Annotated in this window: 18 protein-coding genes; 7 read left to right on the top strand and 11 right to left on the bottom strand. The window is 45.6% G+C overall.

Annotated features, from left to right (window positions below; translation table 11 throughout):
* Window positions 1–13: 13 nt before the first annotated feature.
* Both V7Q13_RS05800 and V7Q13_RS05795 read left to right on the top strand, forming a co-directional pair.
* Window positions 14–814: a hypothetical protein gene (locus tag V7Q13_RS05800; protein ID WP_333799735.1), complete on the top strand. Its 801-nt coding sequence runs from the start codon at window positions 14–16 to the stop codon at window positions 812–814.
* Window positions 815–921: 107 nt separating this feature from the next.
* Window positions 922–3,009, top strand: coding sequence for a T9SS type A sorting domain-containing protein (locus tag V7Q13_RS05795; RefSeq protein WP_333799734.1), 2,088 nt, complete (start codon window positions 922–924; stop codon window positions 3,007–3,009).
* A 399-nt stretch (window positions 3,010–3,408) separates the two neighbouring features.
* On the opposite strand, the gene V7Q13_RS05790 is transcribed toward V7Q13_RS05795, so the two are convergent.
* The 4 genes from V7Q13_RS05790 to V7Q13_RS05775 form a co-directional block, all read right to left on the bottom strand.
* Window positions 3,409–3,810, bottom strand: a complete 402-nt coding sequence (locus V7Q13_RS05790; protein ID WP_333799733.1) for an arsenate reductase ArsC — start codon at window positions 3,808–3,810, stop codon at window positions 3,409–3,411.
* 78 nt (window positions 3,811–3,888) lie between these two features.
* Entirely contained in the window at window positions 3,889–4,944 is a 1,056-nt protein-coding gene (gene arsB, locus V7Q13_RS05785) for an ACR3 family arsenite efflux transporter (protein WP_333799732.1), read from the bottom strand.
* 21 nt (window positions 4,945–4,965) lie between these two features.
* Entirely contained in the window at window positions 4,966–5,811 is an 846-nt protein-coding gene (locus V7Q13_RS05780; protein ID WP_333799731.1) for an arsenite methyltransferase, read from the bottom strand.
* A 37-nt stretch (window positions 5,812–5,848) separates the two neighbouring features.
* A complete protein-coding gene (locus tag V7Q13_RS05775; RefSeq protein ID WP_333799730.1) occupies window positions 5,849–6,181 on the bottom strand; it encodes an ArsR/SmtB family transcription factor in 333 nt (110 codons plus the stop codon).
* Between the two features lie 202 nt (window positions 6,182–6,383).
* Here V7Q13_RS05775 and V7Q13_RS05770 point away from each other — a divergent pair, with 202 nt between their 5' ends.
* A complete protein-coding gene (locus tag V7Q13_RS05770; protein WP_333799729.1) occupies window positions 6,384–8,357 on the top strand; it encodes an outer membrane protein assembly factor BamB family protein in 1,974 nt (657 codons plus the stop codon).
* Window positions 8,358–8,519: 162 nt separating this feature from the next.
* Here the strand turns inward: V7Q13_RS05770 and V7Q13_RS05765 are convergent, their stop codons facing one another.
* From V7Q13_RS05765 to V7Q13_RS05740, 6 genes are all read right to left on the bottom strand, one after another.
* Window positions 8,520–9,314 (bottom strand): TIGR00266 family protein, encoded by a 795-nt coding sequence (locus V7Q13_RS05765; RefSeq protein ID WP_333799728.1) that lies wholly within the window; start codon window positions 9,312–9,314, stop codon window positions 8,520–8,522.
* Between the two features lie 258 nt (window positions 9,315–9,572).
* Window positions 9,573–10,070 (bottom strand): histone H1-like repetitive region-containing protein, encoded by a 498-nt coding sequence (locus tag V7Q13_RS05760; RefSeq protein ID WP_333799727.1) that lies wholly within the window; start codon window positions 10,068–10,070, stop codon window positions 9,573–9,575.
* 171 nt (window positions 10,071–10,241) lie between these two features.
* Entirely contained in the window at window positions 10,242–13,877 is a 3,636-nt protein-coding gene (locus tag V7Q13_RS05755; RefSeq protein WP_333799726.1) for an efflux RND transporter permease subunit, read from the bottom strand.
* 60 nt (window positions 13,878–13,937) lie between these two features.
* A complete protein-coding gene (locus tag V7Q13_RS05750) occupies window positions 13,938–15,104 on the bottom strand; it encodes an efflux RND transporter periplasmic adaptor subunit (RefSeq protein ID WP_333799725.1) in 1,167 nt (388 codons plus the stop codon).
* Window positions 15,105–15,168: 64 nt separating this feature from the next.
* Window positions 15,169–16,587, bottom strand: coding sequence for a TolC family protein (locus V7Q13_RS05745; protein ID WP_333799724.1), 1,419 nt, complete (start codon window positions 16,585–16,587; stop codon window positions 15,169–15,171).
* A 56-nt stretch (window positions 16,588–16,643) separates the two neighbouring features.
* A complete protein-coding gene (locus tag V7Q13_RS05740; protein WP_333799723.1) occupies window positions 16,644–17,270 on the bottom strand; it encodes a TetR/AcrR family transcriptional regulator in 627 nt (208 codons plus the stop codon).
* Between the two features lie 67 nt (window positions 17,271–17,337).
* Between V7Q13_RS05740 and V7Q13_RS05735 the strand changes: the two genes are divergently transcribed.
* On the top strand, window positions 17,338–18,015 hold the full coding sequence (locus tag V7Q13_RS05735) for a DUF502 domain-containing protein (protein WP_333799722.1): 678 nt from the start codon (window positions 17,338–17,340) through the stop codon (window positions 18,013–18,015).
* A 62-nt stretch (window positions 18,016–18,077) separates the two neighbouring features.
* Here V7Q13_RS05735 and rho read toward each other — a convergent pair whose 3' ends face one another.
* Window positions 18,078–19,841, bottom strand: coding sequence for a transcription termination factor Rho (gene rho / locus V7Q13_RS05730; RefSeq protein ID WP_333799721.1), 1,764 nt, complete (start codon window positions 19,839–19,841; stop codon window positions 18,078–18,080).
* Window positions 19,842–20,121: 280 nt separating this feature from the next.
* On the opposite strand from rho, the gene V7Q13_RS05725 reads away from it, so the two are divergent.
* The 3 genes from V7Q13_RS05725 to V7Q13_RS05715 all read left to right on the top strand — a co-directional run bounded on the left by V7Q13_RS05725 (window position 20,122) and on the right by V7Q13_RS05715 (window position 24,159).
* Window positions 20,122–21,666, top strand: a complete 1,545-nt coding sequence (locus V7Q13_RS05725; protein ID WP_333799720.1) for a sulfatase family protein — start codon at window positions 20,122–20,124, stop codon at window positions 21,664–21,666.
* A 67-nt stretch (window positions 21,667–21,733) separates the two neighbouring features.
* Window positions 21,734–22,093, top strand: a complete 360-nt coding sequence (locus V7Q13_RS05720) for a phage holin family protein (RefSeq protein ID WP_333799719.1) — start codon at window positions 21,734–21,736, stop codon at window positions 22,091–22,093.
* Between the two features lie 71 nt (window positions 22,094–22,164).
* Window positions 22,165–24,159 (top strand): alpha-ketoacid dehydrogenase subunit alpha/beta, encoded by a 1,995-nt coding sequence (locus V7Q13_RS05715; protein ID WP_333799718.1) that lies wholly within the window; start codon window positions 22,165–22,167, stop codon window positions 24,157–24,159.
* Window positions 24,160–24,226 lie beyond the last annotated feature (67 nt).

The following is a 24,226-nucleotide window of genomic DNA, read 5'->3' as shown; positions in this document are numbered from 1 at the left end:
TAAACATTCACGCATGACACTGAAATACCTCACACGTTTTGCCTTGGCTATTGTTGTAATGGGCATGCTGCTTTCTTCCAAATGTAGCAAAGACCCTATACCTGAAGCACCCGACCCCTGTGCTGATATTACCCCTTTTAAAGCAGATTTTGTGATGCTGGAACAAGTTTCAGACACTGCCTTTGAAGTCAAGGATACTGCAACTGTTTTTAAATTCATCACTTTCAAAGCTATAGGGCAATACGACTCAGTAAAATGGGAAATTGGTAATAGCCAAAACGTTTTCAAAAAATCTAGCGTCAGCCTTTACTTTAATGTGCTCGAAAACCGGATACCTGTAAAGTTTACAGGATACAATACCAAAGGGGCCAATTGTTTTCCTGCAACTCCTACCGTGCAAACTGTCACAAAATACCTGACCATTGTACCAGAAACTTTAGCTGCAGCTATTGGAAAATTTCATGGATACAATACCGATAACCCTGCTGATACATTTACGGTTACCTTACAAAGAAATGATTATTGGTTATTTTTAAAAAACCTTCCAAAAGGTTGCAACGGTTACATAAATCCATCCGAAGGATACACCGTTTATGACTTTGGAATAGCCGCTGTACAGGCATATAATGGTTTTGTCTCAAAAGGAGGTGCCTGGAGGTGCGGTGAATTAGAAGCAAGAGGCTATTTAATTAATAGGGATACCTTATTGATAAATTATAAACATTGGCCAAGGACAAACATTTCTGACAGTAACGATTATACCTATTCTACTACTCCAGTTTTCAAAAAATTTATTGGAATTAGGCAACGCTAAATTCCTTCCCACTTATTGAATTCATAAAGTATAAAGTGCTTTCTGACCAGAGGGCTGCGGATGCTTTGCCCATTTTATCATAAAATTCACCACCAAATTTCATAAAATTGAAAAAAATCTACCTTTTGTTTTTACTCTTCACGTTATTTCAGAATGTGATGCAAGCACAATGTTTAGTAAATGGCATTTTTACGCGGCCAGATTCTGCCATTAATACACAGAATCCCTCCATGATTAACAATTTCAATTGGATGGCTCGAAAGTATCTTACCAATGCGCAAGGTGCAACCCCGGGAAATGATTCCATTTTTAACCCCGTTTACCAGCCTGACAATAGCATTATTGACAACTTGAGGCTTGCACTTGATATGAAGCCAACTGATGGATGGGAATTAATTCGAAGACAATTCGGGTTTCTTCAAAACGGCAGTTTGCAAAATCCAAAACCAGAACAATTGTATATTGTGATGTATAATAAGTACAGTAGCGTATTAAGAATATTCTATGCAAGAGGAGGTACAAACCTGCCTGCTTTTAGCAGTGCAAAAGTGACTTTGCAATTTGCAGAATTTTCGCAATATCAAACTTCCTTGTTAGATTTATCCGATGGTGCAATACCGATTGATAAGGTATTTACTAAAGATAAAATCTATCAATCCCCATCACCTTTCAATAACAATATGTACCAATGGTTTTATGTTGACTACCCTATGCAGTATGATCCCTGTACTTGTTATTACTCTTCCCGATTAGGCATCTATGTTAATTTCATTACAACCTCTACCGTTTCGCTAGGAGGCTCTGCAACTGGAAACTTAACCGCACAAAACATTACACCTGCACAGCTTTCCCAACCAAGCACTGGTTTAAGTTTTAAAGATTTATTGGGCGGCGCACAAAAAGCAATGAAAACGTATAAAACCATTGCACAGTTCAAAACTGACCAGACCACTGCTGTCAGCAATTTTTTAGCCCCAAATCTGATACCCGGCAGCAACAAACCAGCTGGCTTAACAGCTTTGCAGCAAGGCTTGCTAAGTAATAATTTTCTCAAACAGGGCCTGAGTGCCATTCCCTATATAGGTGCAGCAGTTAGTCTTTTGGATTTTTTTATAGCAGGTGGCAAAAAGACTACACCCGCAGGTCCGCAGCAAGTTGAATTAACCCCCATGGCGTTGGATATGACGATGACTTTAAATGGTACGATTACTACAACATATCCTTATGGAGATATCATTTTCCAAAATCCTGGCAGCCAACAGGGTAATAATACCCCAGAAGATTACCCATACTATAATGAAATCATGGGCGTGTTTAATCTACTGAAAACACCCGAAGTGAACCAGACATTTAAAAGAGAGCGGATGGGCAGTACAAGAGATGGTTTTTATTGGAAAACAGATATTGATTATCGGTTCGAGAACCCGATTAAATATGTGCTTAACCCTGCATCAAGGCTTACCATTCAAGAAGTGCAGGCTGCTATAGTAGTGCAGGGAGATTCGGCAGGTTTGTATGGCCCGGCTGGCATGAGTTGGGAAATGGAAGCCAAAGACCAAAAAACTGGTTATTGGCAGTACCGCAGTCCCTATGTAGATGTTAGTTGTATTCAAAATACCATTTTCAGAATCAGAGCAAATTCATCCGCAGGTAATATTAATTGGTTACCACAAGGCCCCATCTTTATAAAATTACTCATCAATCTAAAACGGCAATTAGATACAGCAAATGCTCAAAATGTGCTGCTAGTTGTGAAGTATCCGCTTACACCCAAAATGGTAAGCTCATTTACCACACCCAACCCTGCTGCTTGCAACAATATATTTTTACATGCCTCTGCTGCTGAAACGGATAGTATGTGTACAAGCAACCTGTATAAAACAAACCGCCAGCAATCAATTAAGAAAACAATTGATTCAACGCTAACAAGCATTACAGCAGGCAAAACCTTGGTTTATCCTAACCCTGCTGTTAATAGTACGAATGTGTTATTGAATATGGCGTCTGCGGGTTATACAGATGTATTTGTAACGGATATTTCGGGCAAACGAATAGTGACGCTATTTAGTGGCATTACAGAAAAAGGGTTCAGAACATTACGCTTAAACACCAGTGGAATTGCTTCCGGTCAGTATTTCATTATTGTAGCGCAAGGCACAAACAGAGAAGTAAAAAAACTACAAGTATTGCGCTAAAAATGATGGGCATGTCGAGATAACATGTAACAAGGAATAAAAAATAAGAAAGTTGCAATACAGTAAAACGTCCCCAATAATTGTTGGGGACGTTTTTGTTGTAGGTAATGTCTCGTCCCCGACTCCTGTCGGTGATTCTTGGTATTGTGACTACAGTCGCAAAAGCACAAATACATTCCAGATGAAATCTGTTAACCACGGAATCCTCGTCAGGAGACGAGGACTATGCTCATTGTCCCCGACTCCTGTCGGGGATGCACTAGTGCTGCGACGCTTGTCGCCACATCCGAAGATAAATTCCAGATAGAATCTGTGGACCATAAAATCCTCGTCCGGAGACGAGGACTATTTAGTTAATTCATCTACATAAAGCCAACACCAAACCAACAACCCAAATCATCAAACAATTGAATCAATCAATGCTTTCACCTTGCCGCTAATGTAATCCCGCACTTCATTAAACTGTGTCGGCTCCATGTGTTTAGGGTCTGGTATTTGCCAGTCGATAAATTGTTTGGCCGGCATCCACGGGCAGGCATCGCCACAGCCCATGGTTACCACGGCATCAAATGGTGCAAAAGCTTCCACTTCCTGCAGGCTTTTGCTATCATGCGTGGTCAGGTCGTAGCCCAGTTCTTTCATGGCAGCAATGGCTTTCGGATTTACCACTCCGCTCGGTTTGCTACCGGCGCTGTAAGCTTCCACTTTATCACCCCCGTGTATACGGGCAAATGCCTGACTCATATGGCTACGGTTGGCGTTTTCAACGCACACAAAAAGCAATTTGATTGTTGATGACATATTTTTTTCTTTTTATGGGCCAAGCCAAGTGCTACTATGATGCAGCAGTGGCGATGGCACCTTTCAACAGTTGTAATTCTATTTTACTTTTCCTGAAGCAGGAGCAGGTTGTACAAATTTGTGTTCTTGTTTCAGTGCAAAGCGCACCATCAATATCAGTACCGGTACTTCAATCAGCGGCCCCACCACTGCGGCAAATGCGGCCCCACTGTTGATGCCGAACACCGCTATGGCCACTGCTATGCCTAACTCAAAGTTGTTGCCCGCAGCAGTAAACGCCAGCGATGTGGCTTTGGCATAATCTGTACCCGCTTTTTTGCTGAGGTAAAATGCCGAGAAAAACATGATCATGAAATATATCGTCAGTGGTATCGCAATACGCACCACATCGCCAGGTATTTCTACAATCAGTTGGCCTTTCAGGCTAAACATTACTACAATGGTAAAGAGCAATGCAACCAATGTCATGGGGCTTACTGCTGGTAAAAAACGTTGTTCATACCAGGCCGTTCCTTTCCATTTACTCAGCAGCCAGCGGCTCAGCATACCCGCCAAAAAGGGGATGCCCAGATAGATGAATACACTCTGCGCCACCTCACCAATGCTGATGTCCACTTCATATCCTTTCAGGCCCAGCAGCGGCGGCAGTTTGGTAATAAAAATCCATGCATAGAAGCTGTAAAAGAAAACCTGAAAGATGGAGTTGAATGCTACCAAGCCTGCGGCATACAAACGGTCGCCATTGGCCAAATCGTTCCATACAATTACCATGGCAATACAGCGGGCTATGCCAATAAGAATCAAACCTGTCATATACTCCGGTTCATCTTGTAGAAAGATGACAGCGAGTATAAACATCAGCAACGGCCCTACCAGCCAGTTTTGCACCAGCGATAAGCCCAGTATTTTTTTGTGCTGAAATACTTTGGGCAGTTCTGCATACTTTACTTTGGCCAGTGGCGGATACATCATCAGTATCAAACCAATGGCTATGGGAATATTGGTAGAGCCCGACTGAAACTGATTGATAAACGCTTCAGTTTCCGGAATAAAATAACCGAGACCAACACCAATGGCCATGGCGGCAAAAATCCACACCGTCAGGTAGCGGTCGAGAAAGGACAGTTTTTTCATATCAATTACTTACTGAAACAATTAGCAACATCCGGCACCAGGTGTACAGCAGGCGGCGGGTTTTTCCGCATATACAGTGATACTCAAAATTTTTACACTACCATTCTTGTAGGTTTCCATTTCATCGGCTGTGAGGTATTCCTGCAGCAGTTCGTCGGGTATCACAATGGTCTTTTCTTTTTGTACCGTTATATTGGCAAAACCCGTTTGCTTAATAATGCGGAGGTACTCTTCTTTTTGAATGGCACCGCTTACGCATCCGGCATACAGTTCGGCTACTTCTTTCCATTTGCCGGGCAATTCGCCCTGCAATACAATGTCGCTGATGCTGAAATGACCGCCGGGTTTGAGTACCCGCAATATTTCTGCAAAGACTGCTGGCTTATTGGGTACAAGGTTGAGCACACAGTTGCTCAGCACCACATCGGCACGGTTGGCAGCTACGGGCATTTGCTCAATATCGCCCAACCGAAACTCTACGTTATTAAAGCCTACTTTATCGGCATTGGTACGGGCTTTTTCCAGCATGGCTTCGCTAAAGTCAATACCAATCACTTTGCCGGTGGGGCCAACAATTTTGCGGGCTACAAAGGCATCGTTGCCAGCACCGCTGCCCAAGTCAATCACGGTGTCACCTTCTTTCATTTGTGCAAATGCTGTGGGTATGCCGCAGCCCAATCCCAGATCTGCATCAGCATTGTAACCTTCCAGTTGTGTGTAGTCATCACTCATGATGTTGTAGACTTCATCGCCGCCACAGCAGCCGGTAGCTCCGCAGCAGCTGGCGGCGTTGTATTCTTTGTCTTGCAAGGCTATCTGCGAGTATTTTTCTTTTACAATCGCTTTGAGTGTTTCTTCTTGTGTCATCTTGTAAAAATTTTAAGTATGAGTAATTCATCCGGCATCAGCAACAGCTGTTGTTTTTTACCTGCAGTGTATCAAACAGGCTGTTGAATTCGTTCCGGAATTTTTCAAAAGCTTTCCAGTTGATGCAGTAGCAACTGCGGGGGCCTTCCACGGTACCATTAATGAGGCCGGCGGCTTTCAGTTCTTTTAAGTGTTGGCTTACGGTGCTTTGTGCCAGTGGCAATACATCCACTATCTGGCCACATACACATTCTGTTTTGCCTGCCAATACTTTTAAAATAGCCACTCTTGCAGGGTGGGCTATGGCCTTGGCGAAGGCGGCTATTTCCTGTTCCTTTTTACTAAAAGCGGCTGTTTTTGCTATTGCCATAATCGTATTTGTACGATGAATTAAATCAAAATAAAAGCGGGTGCTCCGCTTATTCATCGTAAAAGTACGATTAATCTGTTTTGCCCACCAAATTTTTTTTCGTCCCCGACTACAGTCGCTGCAGCAGATGCTGAAAATACCCGCTGCAGGGTATAGGCATGGAATCTCAAATCTGAAACATTTGACCCAAAATTATTTTACCATGAAATTCTTCAATAAGATATGGCTGGTTGTGTTGCTGCTATGCTCTGTGCAAGCGCTGCATGCACAAAAGAAAACCTGGTCGAAAGACTTTGGCGGCAGCATCAATTTTTACAGTCTTAGCGATGCAGGCATTTTTATTGTGGGCACTAACGATGCCTTGTATGGCGTAGACCCGGAAACGGGCAAGGAAATCTGGAAGCTCGAAGAGTTTCGCCGTATTTCGGAAGATGCGCTGAGTGCCATACCCAATAGCCCATTGGCAGCTATTGTAGACCGGGGCATGATGGTGGAGCATGCCATTATTAATACGGTAACCGGACAGGTAGTTTGTAAAACAAAAGACCTCGGCATGACTACGGTAAACAAGCGTTTTGCCAATGCCAAACTCGGCGCTGTTTTGTTTAGCGGCATGAATAAGAAAGGCCGGCCAACCCTGATGCTGGTAGATGCGGTTACAGGCCAAAAAAGATTTGAAGCAGAAAAGGTGTTTGACAAAGCCACCGAAGTGATTTGTAGCGATGTGTATGCCATCAACAAAGACCTGATGCTGATTAGCACCACCAAAGCCATTTATTGTTTGGATGCCAATACCGGTGAAGAAAAATGGCGGTCAGAAATTAAAACAGATGCTCCAGTTGTGGCAGCTCCTGCCAGCAGCAAAATTCCTTTTGCAGGTTTTGGTAAGTCGATGAACAAGATGAATGCACAAATGGCGGTGGCTGTTTCATCTAAGTTTTTTCAGGTGAAAGATGCCAGCAAAGTGTACTTCTTCAACAACGATTATTTCACTTGTTTCGATTGGGCTACCGGCAAAGAAGTGTGGCAGCGTCAGGAGCTCAACAGTCCGCTGAATAACTACATTTTAGATGACCGCGGCATTATTGTCACCACCAATCAGCGGGGCGAAAACTATGGCAAGCAAGGCGGCCTCATGGGCAAAGCTTTGGGTGGTGGCAACAAAGCCAAAATGTACATGTTTGACTACGCCAGTGGTAAGCAATTGCTGAAAGATGAAATAGATGTAGCGGGTAATGTAATTGGTTACAGCTACGACAATACCGGCAACAAAATGGTGATAGCCACCGCTAGCGACAAGGGTACCAATAAGATTGACATTATTGATTTGGTGAATGGTGTATCGGCCATGAAACGCCCCATGAAAGTGAGTGGTAATATCCGCGATATTAAGCTGGTGAGCAAAGGTCTGCTGTACATCACCGATGAAGAAATCAACATCTTGAATTTAGAAACCGGTGCCGATGCGTGGGGCAAAAGCATGAAGGTAAAAGACTACGTGGTGCATGGTTTTAAAGATGATAACGAAGCATACATTGCTGTAGATGGCGACCTGCACCGGTTTGATGTAAACACCAGTACGCCTACTAAAATTGGCAGTATTGCTTTGGACGGCAAAGAAAACCCTTCGGGCCTGCAATTCACGGCCAATGGATTGGTGCTTACCAGTAGCCAAAACATTGCCCACTATGGTTTTGATGGCAAGCAGGGCTGGAAAGTATACCGTGCTGCGCCGGGTGTAAGTTTGGTTGGTAAAATTGCATTGGGTGTAGTAGCTGTGACCAGTGTAGCCATGATGGCGGCCAACAGTTATCAGGCGGGTGTGGCTTCTGCCGGCGGTGCTACAGCCAAGGGTCAATACATGAGCAACCAATCGGCCGCCGACTCGTATGAGCAGGATGCCAACAACTGGGGCGCCATTGCCGTGGCATCCTTCCAGGCCATGAACAAGCGGTTTAAAGCCACCCGTGCTACAGCCAGCATGCAGAGTATTCTCACCAAAACAGATGATGGTGCAGATACTGGCGTAGGTATCGAAATTTACAGCAAAGAAAACGGACAGAAGGAAGGCTCCGTTGTACTCAAAGACAAGAAGCCGGAATACTTCTTCGATGATATTGGCCGTGTCGTTTTCTGGAAAACCAGCGACCGGAATTTTACCGCAGTGTTTTTCTAATCCCCTCACTTTTCGCACATCAATTGCCCCGGCTGGTTTCTACCAGTCAGGGCTTTTTGTTTGTGCACAATGCCAGCATAGTACCGATGCAAAACGACTGCGTAAATACAAAAGCGTGTTGCTACAACTGCAACACGCTTTTGTATAAAAAAAGAATACTGCTTATCGGCCGTCGCCATCGAGCAGGTTGCCTAAACCACCCAGCAAGCTGCCTTCTTCTTTGCGGTTGGTGGTAGCATAGCTCAAAATACGGCTGGCCAAACGGCTCACGGGCAGTGTTTGAATCCACACTTTGCCTGGGCCACGGAGGGTTGCAAAAAACACACCTTCGCCACCAAAAATGGTGTTGCGAATACCGCCCACAAATTGTATGTCGTATTGAATGGTATGGGTGTAAGCCACTAAACAACCGGTATCAATGCGTAATGTTTCGCCGGCTTGCAGGGTGCGTTCAAACACGTGGCCACCGGCATGTACAAAGGCCATACCATCGCCTTCCAGTTTTTGCATAATAAAGCCTTCGCCACCAAACAATCCCGTGCCCAGTCTGCGCTGAAACTCGATGCCTACACTTACGCCACGGGCTGCACACAGAAAAGCATCTTTCTGACAAACTACATAGTGGCCCAGCTCTGCCAGATCAAGCGGAATGATTTTACCAGGATAAGGAGAGGCAAAAGCCACTCTTCTTTTGCCATGGCCAACGTTGGTAAAAGCCGTCATAAACAAACTTTCGCCGGTGAGCAACCGCTTGCCTGCACTGAATAATTTATTGAGCAGTCCACCACCTTGTTGTTGGTTGCCATCGCCAAAAATGGTTTGCATTTGAATGCCGTCATCCATCATCATAAAGGCACCGGCTTCAGCAATGGCTGTTTCACCCGGGTCTAATTCTACATCTACATACTGCATTTCTTCACCGTAAATGCGGTAGTCTATTTCGTGTGCTGTTGGCATAAAAAAAGTGTTTTATTGATGGGCTGAAAATACCTCAAATGCGGTATAGACTACGCCGGGGCTTTCTGCTTTTTTTGTAAATGCTGCCTGTAAATGATTAGTGGTAAAAAATACAGGTATCCGAAACTGCCCACACGTGTTCAAAAGAATGGTAACCCTAAACCCTCCAACTTCAGCTCACCCACCCGCAAAAAAATGCCTGCTGAAATTTCAGCAGGCATTCACACATGCGCATGTGTCAATTGTTCAATGGTTGCATTAAGATGCAGCTGGCGTTTCTGGTGCGGCTGGTGCTGGTGCTACTTCGGGAGCAGCTACAGGAGCCGGTGCTGGTGCAGCTACTTTTTTCTTAGCAGCTTTTTTAGCAGCTTTCTTTTTAGCCGGAGCAGGAGCCGGTGCTGGTACCGGAGCGGCTTTCTTTGCGGCTGGCTTTTTAGCAGCTACTTTTTTAGCGGCAGCTTTTTTGGGTGCAGCTTTTTTAGCGGCCTTTTTCGGAGCGGCTTTCTTCGCAACAGATTTTTTGGCTACGGCTTTTTTAGCAGCAGCTTTTTTTGGCGCAGCTTTTTTGGCAGCGGCTTTCTTGGCTACTTTTCTTACAGCTACTACTTTCTTAACAGCTTTTTTAGGGGCAGCTTTTTTGGCAGCTTTCTTCGCTGCTTTTTTTGCCGGAGCAGCTTTTTTCACTGCTTTTTTTGCAGCTACTTTTTTTGCCGGAGCAGCTTTCTTTTTTGCAACAGATTTTTTAGAGGTGGCCATCTTATAAGATTTTTGTAATGTGAATTTACAGTTGATTAAAATCTTTCAACACGCAAGTTTGAGAAAGTGGAAAAAATGTATACAGTTGTGATTAGCGGGAAAGCATACCTCATGAAAAAAGGCAGTCAAAAACGACTGCCTTTTTATCTATCATGTATGTATGCAAATGTGTTAGAACCAGCTGCCAATAAAGGTTTCGTCTACTTTTCCTTTGGCTCTTTTGCGTCGTGCTGCCACTTTGAAGCGGTGCAAAAATGCAGCAACGATGGTTAATGGAATAAACAGGAAAGTAAGTGGTGGCACTGCCATAAAGCTGATCCATTTACCACCAAAGGCTCTGCGCATTGGCCGGCGTAAGCGTTCCGCCATCAGGTACATGGCGGGTACTACTATCAACGTCATAAAGAATGCGAAGATCAGGCCGAAGATAATTGTCCAGCTAAGGGGCTTCCAGAAGGCTGCGTTATCGCCACCAAACCAGATGTGCGGATTGAGCTCTTCGAACATAGAAATGAAGTTGATATTGAGACCAACCGCCAGTGGTATTAAACCAAGTATGGCGGCTACTGCCGTAAGCAATACAGGAATGATACGTGTTTTACCTGCTTGTATCACTGCTTCGCGGGTACGCATACCACGGCTGCGCAATTCATCGGCAAACTCAATAACGAGGATACCATTTTTTACCACAATACCTGCCAGGCCCACAATACCAATGCCTGTCATTACGGCCGAAACCTGCATGCCGGTAATGCTAAAGCCAAGCAACACACCAATAATGGAAAACACAATTTCGGTAAGGATGATAATGGGCTTGCTGATACTGTTGAACTGCAACACAAGGATGAATAAGATGAGTGCCAGTGCTACGAGCAATGCCCCTGTTAAGAACGAAACGGCCTCATCCTGTTGTTCACCTTCACCGGTTTGTGCAATGGTTACATCCACTGGTTTTTCTCTGAACTTAGCAATGGTTTTTGTAAGCTCCGCATTTACCGCAGTAGGTGTATAGCCCTGGCTCATGAGTACGTTGCTGTACAAGGTTATCACCCGCTTCAGGTTTTTACGTTTGATGCTGCCATAAGTACTGGTGAGGTCGATGCTGGCTACTGCCGAAATGGGTACTTGCTTAATTTGTCCGGTATTGAAGTCGCGGAAGGTGATGCGCATGTTCAACAAATCAGACAAACTCTGGCGCTGTATTTCATTGCTGCGCAATTGAATTTTGTATTCGTCTTCATCGTCTTTCAGTTTGCTTACTTCTTTACCAAACAATGCAGTGCGTATTTCCAAACCTACCTGTGCAGTAGAAATGCCCTCAATCATGGCACGTTCACGATTGACTGAAATAGTGATTTCAGGATTTTGTAAATCCACATCCATTTTCAGTTCTTCAATACCAGGCACCCGGTTGGTGTCGAGGTAGTTTTTCAATGCAATGGCGGTCTTCGTCAGCGATTCAAAGTTTTCGCTGGCCAGCTCAATGTTTACAGGAGGTTGCGTAGGTGGTCCGCTGCTTTCCTGGTCTACCGAAACTTCGGCACCGGGTATGCCTTTAATAGCACCACGAATGGCGTCGAGATAGGGTGCTGTACTTTGGCCATGGCGTTTTTCATATTCAACAAAACTTACCTGTATACGGCCAAGTTCGGGGCGGGTGCTGCGGTCGCCACTGTTGGGGTCGCTGGCACCTACGGCCACATTGGTAATTACACTTTCTACAATGGCGTTTGTTTTGCCATTGCCCATGCCCAGTACATCGTACACTTTTTTCTCCATGCTGTTAATCACACTATCGGTGTAGGTAACAGCAGTGCCCGAAGGCAACTTGAGGTACACATACACAAAGTTGGGATCGCCTTTGGGGAAGAATACAATGGGCACACGGCCGCTTGATACAGCTACCCCAAATATTTGAAATGAACCAATAAGCAACACAAACAGTCCGATCAAAATCCACACGGGGCGCTTACCTGCCAATGACCAACGAAGCAGCTGCTCATACAACCGCATAAGTGCAGGCAAAAACCGATGTTGGAAACCCTTAATAACACCATCGAGGAAATAAGTGTTTATGACCATGAGAATGGCCATAAACAACAGCAGATTGCCAAAGAAATACCAGAGCCCGCCGCCGTTGGTCATGCCAATTACATCCAGCAACAAACCGCCACCGGCAAATACCCATAACAGTGGTTTGCGGAATATGGCCGACTTGCGTTTGTGTTCATGGCCCTCTTCATGGTTCATGAAATCTACCGCAAACACGGGGTTCATAATGAAGGCCACAATCAGCGATGCTGTCAACGTAAAGATGAGCATGGCCGGCAGGTATATCATAAACTTACCAATAAGCCCAGGCCAAAACAGTAGCGGAAAGAATGGCGCCAGCGTAGTAAGCGTACCGGTAAGTACAGGAATAAATACTTCGCCTGCAGCATAACGGGCACTCATTTCTGCAGAAATATTGCCTTTGGCTTCGGAGAAAATACGGTGGGTATTTTCTATTACCACAATGGCATCATCTACAATTATACCCAAGCCGAATAGCAAGGCAAAAAGTACAATAAAGTTGAGGGTGATATCGGAGCCTACAATCACATCGCCCACGGGCAAAAACACAAAGGCTACAAACATACTCAGCGGCACACTTAGTGCTACAAAGAATGCATTGGTTACACCCATGAAAAACATGAGTACCAGCAGCACAAATATGAAGCCGAGTACAATGGTGTTGATGAGTTCTTCGAATGATGCTTTGGTGGTTTTACTTTGGTCGGCAGTCACCATCAGGTTCAGGTCTTTCGGAAACTCAGCAGCCCTCAATTCTTCTACGGCAGCTTTTACATGATCGGCTGCATTAATGAGGTTTTCGCCGCTTCGCTTAATAATATTGAGCGTTACCACAGGTTGAGATTGTGTGGTGTTGCTACCCAGGCGGGCAAAACTTTCCCGCTCTTTAATGGTGTCTTTTATTTCAGCAATGTCTTTGAGGTAGATTGCGCCGCCACGGTTGTTGCGCAGCACTACATTGTACAAGTCGAAGGCACTTTTAAACTGGCCTTTTACCTGCAGGGTACGCTTCATGGTGCCCACGTTGAGCAAGCCACCGGTAATGTCGGCATTCTCTCTGGCTACCGCAGCTTCAATATCTGAAAAAGATACGCCACTGCTCTGCATTTTAAAATTGTCGACATTGATTTGAATTTCCCGTTCTGGAGCACCTACCAAATCTACACGGGTTATCTCGGGCAGCTCTTCTATACGGTCTTTCAAGCGGTCGGCATATTCTTTCAGCTTTACTAAATCATAATTGCCACTCACGTTTACGTACATGATAGGAAATTCAGAGAAGCTGATTTCTTGTACGGTAGGCAGCTGCGTAAGATCGTTGGGTAAATCTTTTTTGGCTTTGTCTACCGCATCTTTCACTTTTTGTACCGCAGCATCAATATTTACATCGGTATCAAATTCTACTATTACAGCCGAAAAATCTTGCAGCGAGGTACTGGTAATCTTCTTCACCTTTACGCCGCTGAGGCCTTTCAGTTGTTTTTCTATAGGTCGGGTTACAAGGTTTTCAATATCCTTGGGTGAGTTGCCCACATACACGGTTTGTACGTACACGGTGGGTACCACAATATCGGGGAACTGCTCTTTGGGCAGTGTCATGAACTGGTAGATACCCCAAATGCTGACGAACACCATCATGAGATAGATGGAGGTTTTGTTTTTAACCGACCAGGTGGTGGGTTTAAACTCTTTTATTTTCGCCAGTTCTGCTTTTAGTTTTTCAAGTGCAGTCACTGTTGCTGATTTTGATGTTGATGCCTTGCGGCAAAAAAAATTGTATGCAAAAGGAGTGGCTTAGTTAAGTGCTACCTTTTGACCGTCGTACAAGCCTTGGTAGCCTTGTGCCACCAGCTGATCGCCGGCAGAAAGGCCCATTTTAATTTCTACTTGTTCGCCTTGCACCTGGCCTACTATCACCGGCTTTTTGCGGGCTACCATGCCATTTTTTTCTGTAACTGCTACAAATACATATTTGCCTTTTTCATCGCTCTGCACCAGGTTTACCGGCACTACCATGGCACTTGGTGCGGCATAGTCGAGAATGCGCACCAATGCAAGCTGGTTAGGTTTTAGCGAAGCATCGGCTGGAAGGCGGGCTTCTGTAGCAAAACCGCGGCTGGCAGGGTTGATAGATGCTGAAATAAAACTGATGTTTGAATTGAAGTTTTTACCGATGTCGGGAATACTGATTTCAACACGGCTGCCCTTGTTTACTTTCGACAAATAGTTTTCAGGTACATCGGTGATTACTTTCAGTCGGCTGGTGTTGATGATGGTGATATCTGGTGTAACGCCGCTTACACCCTGAAACACCTGACCAACCCGTGCATTCATGGTATTTACAAATCCGCTTACTTCTGCATACACATTTGTCATGCTGATTTGTTCTTTTACCAAGTCAATTTGCTTGTTCAAATTGTCTACGTTGTTTTTGGCACTCAGTAGTTCTACTTCACTACCAATGCCTTGCTTCCACAGGTTTTGGCGGCGTTTGTAAATGTCTTCAGCAAAGTTGAGTTGTGTTTTCAGTTGTTCTAATTGTTGATTGGCAATGCGGTCGTCCAGCTTTAGCAGCAGCTGGCCTTTGCTTACCACATCGCCTTGTTTTACGTATAAGGCTTTTACCTGGCCGCCCATGCCACGTGGTGTTACGTAAGAAATATCATCGGCATCTACGCGGCCTTGCAGTTCTATGTAGTGATTAAAATCTTGTGGTGCAACGGCTAAAACAGAAATGAGTTTGCCGGTTTCTACTTTGGCTGCGGCCGTATCCAGTTTGGCTATTTCGCTTTCCAGCAAAGTAATTTTTTCGAGCAGTGTGGCTGATTCGGCCTGCAATTTGGCCAGCTCAGCTTTCTTTTCGCCCAGTTTTCCGGCTTGTTCTTTTTGGCTATTGCCACAGGCCATAGCCAGTGTGGCCAGCAGGGCTACCGCAATGATGTTGGTAAAGGAGCGTTTCATAAATCGTAGTTGGAAAAAGTGATGTTTCGAAAGATTGATATTGAAGTTTGTGGTTGCGGTACGCTTACAGCTTGCCCAACGCACGGGTATAATTTATTTTAGCTATGACTGCGTTGTACAACGACTGGTAGTAGTTGTTCAGCGACTCTTGCAAGTCGGCATCGCTTTGCAGTAATTCGAAACTGCTGCCGAGGCCACGGTCGTATTTCAGTTTGGTGGTGTTGTACACCCGCTCTGCCAGTGCCTTATTTTCAACCTGTGCATTGAGTTGCTCAATAGCATTTGTAAGGTTGGTGCGGGCCGAAACCAACTGCAAATCGATGGCTTGCTTAAACCGCTCCATGTTCAGCGTGTTTTTATCTAAAGCATACTGGGCTTGCTTTACACGGTTGCGGCGCTGCCATCCATCGGCCAGTGGTACACTCACATTAATGCCGGCAATGTTGGCAAAAAACCAACGTTCTTTTGCAAAGAAGTCGAACTTCTGACGCTGGGCATTGGTTTGCAAATTCCAAAAAGCGGCTACCGTAGGGTAGGCCTGTAGTTTATACCGTTCTACCTGCAGGCCCAGCAGCTTATTACTGGTTTCAATGGTTTTTATTTCGCTGCGATTTTGGTAATTGAAATCATTTTCCAGCGACAGAATATCCTGGGTCAGAAACTCCGTTGTAAGCGAATCGGTGAGCACCAGCGAATCGGTTTGTGGCAGGCCCAGCGCAAATTTTAAACCACTGTATGTAATGCGAACGAGGTTGCTGGTGCGAGATTCGGTGGTTGTAAGATTATTGAGGTTTACCTTGGTTTTATCTACGTCCAGTTTTTCAATAAAACCATTGGCATACAATTGCTCCTGATCGGAAAACAACTTTAGCAACCGCTGCTTGCTTTCGCTTACAAAGGCCAAACCCTTTTGCGCAATGAGCACACCGTAGTAGGCTTGCAGTACGTTGGCTTTTACGCTGTCTTCAGCTACTTTCAGTTGATTGCGGTACAGCTCCATTGAGCCATCTCTTGCTTTCAGCCCCACAAACACATCGGGTTGAAACAGCAACTGTTGTACCGATACACCTAGCGATGCTTGCCAGGGTACACCAAAAGCCGCCGGAAATGTATTAACGATGCCATCGAATTTGATAGGGTTGCCCTGTGCATCCCGTACATCTTCTTTTTCGAGTACACCGTATACCGATGGTGAAATAAAATCGGGCAATACTGTAACAGGAATTTTGAAGTTTTTGGTAATGCCGAAACTACCCTTTACCTGCGGTAAAGCAGAGCCGGTAATTTCTTTATTCATTGCTTCCTGATTGTTGATGTCAATTTGAGCCGATAGTACTTCAGCCCTTTGTTTTAGGGCCATTTCTACTGCTTGTGTGGCAGAAAGCTGATGCACCGTTTTTTGCGGAGCAGCGGGTTGAGCCATTGCTGGCAGGCAGGTGAGGGTAAGCATTACTCCTGCTAAGGAGGTGAACATTCGTTTCATCTGAAATTCTTTTGGATACTTTGTTTTGGGTGGTATTGTTGTGTGCCCGAACGGTGTCAGGCAGGTTGCAGTGCGGCAGCTCTTTGCTGTTTGTATTTCTCTATCAGCTTAACGCCTTTTGGGGTAGCTAAACCATGCACATAGTGTAGCATCACTTCCATTTGTATATCTACCAGGCTGTATTTCTGGCGGGGCAGCATTTCCTGTTCAAAAGTCATAGATATGGTGTGCAGGTGCAGGTGCGTCATAATTTCAACATTAATATCGGCACGGAACACACCCTCTGCAATGCCTCTCTCAATATTTTTTTTGGTGATGCTGTAAATGAACTGCTGTTTGTGATCGTTTAGTTTTTTGTAGGCCATTTGGTGGTACTTGTGCAAGTCGAACAGCATGATGGGATTGATGCCTTCAAACATTTCCTGCAGCATGTCTATCGACAAAAAGATTTCGTGCACGGCATTTTCACTCTTCTGCTCTATGGTGCAGCACTGACTTTCGCTCTTGCTTACCATGTGTACCAGAATAATGTGCACCAGCGTGTCTTTATCGTCAAAGTGCTGATAGAGTGTTTTTTTGCTCATGCCGCATTGCGAGGCAATGTCATCCATCGACACACTACGAATGCCGTAGCGCTTAAATAAATCGAAGGCTTTTTCTAAAATGAGTTGTTGAGCTTCCATGGTCAGAATTGGGAACGGGCAAAACTATGGAAACTTTTAAGGCATCCAAAGTTTCCATCAAATTATTTTGCCGCCTGTAAGGGCTGCCCGCCAACTGGCCAACTTTGTGCACCTTCGCAACAGCACCAAACCATGCTGCAGTATGCGCAACCATTTTACCAGCCGTCGTTTATTTCAATACTTTTTGCAGGGCATTCTGGTACTGGCCCCGGTAAGTATTACGGCCTATATTATTTATAACCTTTTTTCCTGGCTCGACAGGCTCATTCCTGTGTACATCAACCTGAGCGGCAACCCCGACAAGCCTTTTTACCTACCCGGCCTTGGTTTTGTGCTGGTAATGGCGGGCATTTTACTGGTGGGTTATGTAAGTTCGTTCTTTGTGGTAGGCAGGTTGCTCGCCTTTTTCGACCACGCCCTGGAAAAAACGCCCGGTGTAAAAACCATCTACTCTTTTGTAAAAGACTTTTCGGAAGCATTTGCCGGCAAAAAACGCAAGTTTAGCAAGGCTGTGCTGGTAAGCATTTACCAGCCCGATGTGTGGCAGGTGGGTTTTATTACCAACGAAGATTTGGAGCAATTCGGACTGGAAGAACATATTACTGTGTATGTACCCAACAGTTATGCGGTAGCAGGTACCTTGTTTTTTGTAACAAGAGACCGCATTAAAAAACTTGACGATGTAGCTGCTCCCAATGCGCTGAAGTTTGCCATTAGCGGCGGGGTGGTAGAGGTAGAAGAATAAATGCACCGCAAAAAAATAGCCTGCAGTTGTTGCAGGCTATTTTCATAAATATACGTTCGTGATTAGCGGTTCATGCTGGCCAGAAACTCGTAGTTGTCTTTGGTGCCACGCATCCGTTTCATCAGGTCGTTCATCGCTTCTTCGGCGTTCATGTCGGCCAGATAGTTGCGCAGCAGGTACATGCGGCTCACTACATCTTTGTCCAACAACAAATCGTCGCGGCGGGTAGAAGAGGCAACCAGGTCGATAGCAGGGAAGATGCGCTTGTTTGCCAAGCGGCGATCCAGCTGCAATTCCATGTTGCCGGTACCTTTAAATTCTTCGAAAATCACTTCATCCATACGGCTGCCGGTATCAATCAAAGCGGTGGCCAAAATGGTGAGTGAACCGCCATTTTCAATTTTACGGGCGGCGCCAAAAAACTGCTTCGGCTTTTGCATGGCGTTGGCTTCCACACCACCGCTCAGCACTTTACCACTGGCAGGAGCTACAGTGTTGTGTGCACGGGCCAGGCGGGTGATAGAGTCAAGCAGTATCACCACATCGTGACCGCATTCTACCAATCGCTTCGCTTTTTGCAAGGCAATGGCACTCACTTTCACGTGTTTTTCTGCAGGCTCATCAAAGGTGCTGGCCAATACTTCGGCACGAACGCTGCGTTCCATATCGGTTACTTCCTCAGGGCGTTCGTCTATCAGTACCACCATCATATATACTTCGGGGTGGTTGGCGGCAATGGCATTGGCTACTTCTTTCAGCAGCATGGTTTTACCCGTTTTGGGCTGCGCCACAATCAGGCCACGCTGACCTTTACCAATGGGCGTAAACAAATCCATGATGCGGGTGCTCAGGTTGCCAGGTGTGGTAAAGAGGTTCAGTTTTTCGTAAGGGAACAATGGCGTCAGGTAATCGAACGGCACACGGTCACGCACTTCTTCAGGCGTTTTGCCGTTGATGTTGTCCACTTTTACCAAGGCAAAATATTTTTCGCCTTCTTTCGGTGGCCGCACCGTACCCAAAACAGTATCGCCGGTTTTGAGGCCAAAGAGTTTGATTTGGCTGGGGCTTACATATACATCATCGGGGCTGCTCAAATAGTTGTAATCGCTGCTGCGCAAAAAGCCATAGCCGTCGGGCATCATTTCCAATACGCCTTCACCATGTACAATGGCATCCAGTTCGATATTGAAAGCAGGTTCTTTGGGCTTTTGTACATGCAGTTGTTGCTGCTGGCGCTGCTGGTAAGGCTGCTGTGGCCTTGGGCGCTGCTCTGCCACAGGCGCTTCAGGGCTTTGTACTTCCGTATTTTCTGCCGGATCTTCTACCACTACTTCATCTTCGGAAATAGTAGGATTGTCCATGTTTTGCAGGGCATTCCGGAAAATATCTTCGATAGACTCACCATCTTCTAAAATCGGACCGGCCACTTTGTCTTTGCGGTGGTGCTGGCGGGTATTTTCCAATGGCAGTTCGGCCTGTTCTTCTTTCTTTGGAGCCGCTTTTTTCGGAGCCGCTTTTTTAGCAGGGCGGCCCGCCTTTTTTTCCTGAACCGGTTCTACTGCAGCAGGAGCAGCAGGTTGTGTTGGTTCCATTACTTCTGCCTCTTCAGTTACATTGGCTGTAGTGGCTTTTACAATGCGTTTGCGTTTTGGCTTATCGCCATCTTCATTTGCTTTCATAGCGCTTTCTATCACAGCTTGCTTGTCAAGAATTTTATAAATAAGATCCTGCTTGGCCAGTTTTTTGGCATCAGTTATTTTCAGGTTTTCTGCAATGTCCACCAGTTCAGGAACGAGCATGTCGTTCAGTTGCAAAATGTCGTACATACGGGGATAATAAATAAAGAATCGTTTACTTGAGTCAGTGAGACCGTAAAAGGAAAAGTGAGAATCGGTTTGATTTGGCGAAGCTGAGAGCCTTTGAGGGAGGAGAATCGCAAGGGCTCGAATCAGAATGCTGCTGCAATATTAGGAGTTTTTCTGAAAAAAGCTTGTAGCGCAGCGGCTACACCGTCATGAAACTGTTTTTTTTAAAATAATTAATAAGCGCCAACTTGAAAAAGCAACCGTGTTGATGAGCAACTTCGTTATTCAACATCGTTATGCCATGCCATTCAGAAAATTGATTGTGGGTTGTGTACTGCTGGCGGCTACTGCACAGGCACAGCAAAAGCGCCCCAATATTGTGGTCATCTTTTCCGACGATCATGCGCAGCAATCTATTAGTGCTTACGGCAGCAAACTGATGCAAACACCCGCCATCGACCGGCTGGCAAAAGAAGGGGCTTTGTTTAGCAACAGTTTTGTGACCAACTCTATTTGTGCTCCCAGCAGAGCGGTGTTGCTCACGGGTAAATACGGCCACAAATCGGGCCTGATAGACAACAGCGCCGGTAGAAGATTTGATGGCAGCCAGCAACAAATACAAAAATTGCTGGCGGCACAAGGCTATCAAACCGCATGGATTGGTAAATGGCATTTGCAAACATTGCCGCAAGGTTTTCAGCACTGGCATATACTGCCCGATCAGGGCCATTATTACAATCCCGATTTCATCAACATGAACAACGATACCCTGCGCCACGAAGGGTATGTTTCAACTGTCATCACAGATTTTTCTTTGGATTGGCTGCGGCAACAAACAGCAGCCGACAAACCTTTTTTTCTGGTGATTGGGCACAAAGCCACACACCGTACCTGGATACCAGATTTGCAAGAATTTGGCGCTTACGATTCGGTGCAGTTTGATTTGCCCGCAACCTTTTATGATGGCTACACTGGTCGCCGTGCTGCACAAGAGCAAGACATGAGCATCAAGCAAACCATGCTGCTCGATTATGATTTAAAAGTGAATGCTGATTTTGATAAGGGCTGGATGTATCGCCGGTTGAATGAACCGCAACGGCAGCAGCTGAAAAAATATTATTCAGGTGTAACAGCGTCGTACGAAAAAGTAAAAGCCGACAGCAATAAATTGACCGAGTGGAAATACCAACGCTACCTGAAAGATTATCTCGCCACTGCCAAATCAATGGACAGAAATATTGGCCGGGTGCTCAACTACCTGGACAGTGCAGGACTCAGCAACGAAACCATTGTGGTGTATGCATCAGATCAGGGTTTTTATTTGGGTGAACACGGCTGGTTCGACAAACGCTTTATGTATGAAGAAAGCATGCGAACGCCTTTGCTGATGCGGTATCCCAAGCACATTCAGCCGGGTACACAAGTGCCGCAATTGGTAATGAATATGGATTTGGCACCCACATTACTGCAATTGGCAGGAGTGCCGGTGCCAGCTGATATTCAGGGTAAAAGCATGGTGCCACTGTGGCAAAAAAAGAGCGACACAAACACATGGCGGTCTTCGTTGTACTATCACTATTACGAGTATCCAGAGCCACATCGGGTAGCGCCGCATATTGGTATTCGAACCGCACAGTACAAACTCATTTTCTTTTACGGACCGTTTGAGCAGTGGGAGTTGTACGATTTGGGCAGCGATCCTTCGGAAATGAAAAACATAGCGCAGCTGCCTGCCATGGCTACTGTGAAAGCATCGCTACAGCAGGCTTTGCTACAACTGGCCCGTGACTATGAAGACAAAGAAGCAGTGCAGCTGTTGCAAAAAGCACTGGTTACAACAAAGTAAAAGCTGTTAGAGCTTGTAGGATTTTCTGGTAGGCTGGCCTACATTTAGGCAGCTTAAAAATTTGCACATGAAACTCTGGATAGCACGGGTATTGATTTCGGCAGTGGTGATTGTTTTTCTGGCCTGGTTGCTGCCAGGTGTTGCAGTAGCCAGCAGCTGGAAAGCGGTAGTGGCAGCAGTGGTTTTGTCGCTTATCAATTCTTTTATAAAGCCGATACTGGTATTGCTCACCTTGCCCGTTACCATTGTTACCCTTGGGTTGTTTTTGTTTGTGGTAAATGCACTCATGGTACTGCTGGCTGCCAACTGGATTGATGGCTTTCGGGTGGATGGTTTTTGGTGGGCCTTGCTGTTCAGTTTCCTCTTATCCATCATCAATTCCTGGTTGCAAGGTTGGCTGCTGAGCAGTCACCAGCAAGAAGAATAAGTTCACCAATCTATGGTCATGGGGTTTGAAGCATTACTGGTAAATTGCGGCATCTTATCTGAACGATTGCCATGATGTACGACCGCAAACAATGGAGTGATGCCGAACTCATAGACATATACCAGCAACTGCTGCTGCCCCGCATGATAGAAGAAAAAATGCTGGTGCTGCTGCGGCAGGGAAAAATCAGCAAATGGTTTAGTGGCATTGGGCAGGAAGCCATTGCCTGCGGTGTAACACATGCGCTGCAGCAAGATGAATGGATTATGCCGCTGCACCGCAACCTCGGTGTGTTTACCGGCCGGCACATGCCGCTCTCAACATTATTTAAACAATGGCAGGGCAATAAAGATGGCTACAGCAAAGGCCGTGAAAGAAGCTTTCACTTTGGTAGTGCAGCGCATCATGTATGCGGTATGATTAGCCACCTGGGCCCACAGCTGGCTTTGGCAGATGGTGTGGCATTGGCCCACAAACTGAAAGGCGAAGCTAAAGTAGCCGTGGCATTTAGCGGTGATGGTGGAACAAGCGAAGGCGATTTTCACGAAGCACTGAACGTAGCCGCTGTGTGGGATTTGCCCGTGATTTTTATTGTAGAAAACAACGGCTACGGATTGAGTACGCCTACCAATGAACAGTTTCGATGTGCACAAATAGCTGATAAAGCCAAAGGCTACGGCATGGAAGGCATTACTATCGACGGCAACAATATATTGACCGTTATAGATACGCTGAAAGGAGTGCGGGAGTATTGCATCAAAGAGCAAAAGCCTTACCTCGTAGAATGCATGACGTTTAGAATGCGGGGCCACGAAGAGGCCAGTGGTACCAAATATGTGCCGCAGCATTTGTTTGATGAATGGAAGAAAAAAGATCCGGTGGAGAATTTTGAATTCTACTTGCAGCAAACGGGTGTGATAAACGCACAACAGATTGATGCACTCAAACAAAACCTGAAAGCACACATAGAAGCCGAACTCACCAAGGCTTACGATTCGGCTGAAATGATGCCCGATGAACAAGAGGAACTCGCAGATGTTTACGCACCTGTAAAGCCGATGCTAGTACCAGCTGTCAGCCCTACATCATTGATTACCGACAGCAACAACAGCCGGTTTATTGATGGCATCAGAGATGGCTTGTACCAAAGCATGCAGGTGCACACCAACCTGGTGCTGATGGGTCAGGATATTGCTGAATACGGCGGTGCATTCAAAATCACTGAAGGATTTGTTCAGGAGTTTGGTAAAGCCAGAGTACGGAATACGCCTTTGTGCGAAAGTGCTATTGTAGGCGCTGCTTTAGGCTTGTCACTTGAAGGGTACAAGAGCATGATGGAAATGCAGTTTGCCGATTTTGTAACGGTTGGCTTCAACCAAATCATCAACAACCTGGCGAAGATTTATTACCGCTGGGGGCAAAATGCCGATGTGGTGATTCGGATGCCATCAGGTGCTGGTGTGGGAGCCGGTCCTTTTCATAGCCAAAGCAATGAAGCGTGGTTTACGCATACACCCGGCTTAAAAGTGGTGTATCCATCTACTCCCGCCGATGCCAAGGGCCTGATGATTGCTGCGATTAATGATCCTAACCCGGTGATGTTTTTCGAGCACAAAGCTTTGTACCGTAGTGTGAGTGGTTATGTGCCGTCGCATTATTATGAAGTTGAAATTGGCAAAGCCCGTGTGGTGCAGGATGGTGAGGATATCTCCATCATTACTTATGGTAGCGGTGTGCATTGGGCCATGGAATATCAGCAGCGTCACATGCATGTATCGCTGCACATTTTGGACTTGCGGAGTTTGCTACCGCTGGATTACAGCGCCATTCGGGAAGCGGTACAAGCCACGGGCAAAGTGCTCATTTTGCATGAAGACAATTTGCTCGGCGGTATCGGTGGCGAAATCAGTGCATGGATCAGTGAGCATTGTTTTGATATGCTGGATGCACCTGTGGTGCGTTGTGCTTCGCTAGATACACCCATCCCATTCAATATTGAACTTGAACAACAATACCTCGCCAAAAGCCGTTTAGATGCAGCTGTGAAAAAGCTGATGAAATATTGATAACGGTTGAAAATACAACTGGCGGCTCGTTCAAAACGAGCCGCCAGTTTTTTATCTACAAATTCCT

The organism is Phnomibacter sp. (assembly GCF_036803085.1).
Taxonomy (GTDB): Bacteria; Bacteroidota; Bacteroidia; order Chitinophagales; family Chitinophagaceae; genus Phnomibacter.
This window is presented reverse-complemented; position numbering and strand designations above follow the sequence as displayed.